The 1,184-nt window shown below is 36.8% G+C and carries 2 protein-coding genes; both read left to right on the forward strand.

The window, feature by feature from the left end; all coding sequences use genetic code 11:
• Positions 1-398: 398 nt before the first annotated feature.
• A complete protein-coding gene (locus QVO99_RS03605) occupies positions 399-530 on the forward strand; it encodes a hypothetical protein (protein WP_022316235.1) in 132 nt (43 codons plus the stop codon).
• Positions 530-1,177, forward strand: a complete 648-nt coding sequence (locus tag QVO99_RS03610; protein WP_022316236.1) for an outer membrane beta-barrel protein — start codon at positions 530-532, stop codon at positions 1,175-1,177. The genes QVO99_RS03605 and QVO99_RS03610 overlap by 1 nt, the downstream gene beginning before the upstream one ends.
• Positions 1,178-1,184: the final 7 nt, after the last annotated feature.

The raw sequence follows: 1,184 nt of genomic DNA on the forward strand, positions 1-1,184 counted from the left end.
GAGCAACTTTTTGTTGCTCAGGTACTTAAAAAGTTATATTTGTAATAGTGTTGCGGAATTAAGGTCTATATAGAATCCACACAGTCACTTTTCTACCGTTTAGAGTGTATAGTATTGATAAACAACTGATAATAGATGCTATGGTTTTATAATATATTGAGCCCACTTGAAAAAGTCCAGATCAAATTTGGTCTTTGTAACTTATAACAATCAATAGGACGTTTTCGTAAAATGCCTTTTTCAAGTGGGCTCATGCATGGATTTTTGTTTTCACATACACAAAAGTGTAATTTTTCAGCCACCCATCTCTGAAATACACTTTTGTGTCAAAGGCTTTTTTCATTCAAATTATACTTTTGCAGCAGAAAAATAAATGAAGCAATCAAAGCATTAGCAATATGAAGGGAAAAGTAATTTTTACCACAGCGTTGTGCCTCTCGGCTATTACTCCGATGATGGCGCAGAATATCACCGGTAAGGTATTCAGTATGACAACCGCTACACGTATGAAACCGGAAATCCATTCTTAGTGTCTGAGATAAGCAAAAATCTCAACTACGAGTTGGCTTACAAATGGTTGATTTTCGATATGACCTACAGCCATACTTCGCATACGATGATGTCGAATGTAGAGACTTACAAAGACAATCCTGCAATAGGACTGCTTAAGCCTGTGAATGGAAAGGCATATAATCATGTAGAAGCATCCGTCAACTTACGCCCTTCGTTTGGCATTTGGCATCCTTCATTTACGGCATCTGTGACAAAACAGTGGCTTGATATGGATGCACATGATGGCAAAATATCCAACAATCCTATGGCAGTATTCAACTTTAACAACACCTTCAACACCAAGTTGGCAATGTTAACGTGGATGATGTCGTATACCACAAAAGGATATGGAAGAAATATATATTCGTATAAGCCAAGATTTTGTACCAATGTATCTGTATATAAGGCTTTCTTGAAGGATCGTTTGTCGTTTGATCTCTTTATCTATGATTTGTTTGGGACAGACGATATTCACATGAGTGCTCATTATGGCAAAATGAAGGAAATGATTCTTGATCAACAGTCAACAAGCAAAGTGTCGCTTACTGTAAGGTATAAATTCAACACTACAAGAAGCAAATATAAGGGTACAGGAGCAGGAGAAAGCCAGAAGAACAGAATGTAATCTGTCT

Source organism: Prevotella sp. CAG:592 (genome assembly GCF_000436015.1).
GTDB classification, from domain to species: Bacteria; Bacteroidota; Bacteroidia; order Bacteroidales; family Bacteroidaceae; genus Prevotella; species Prevotella pectinovora.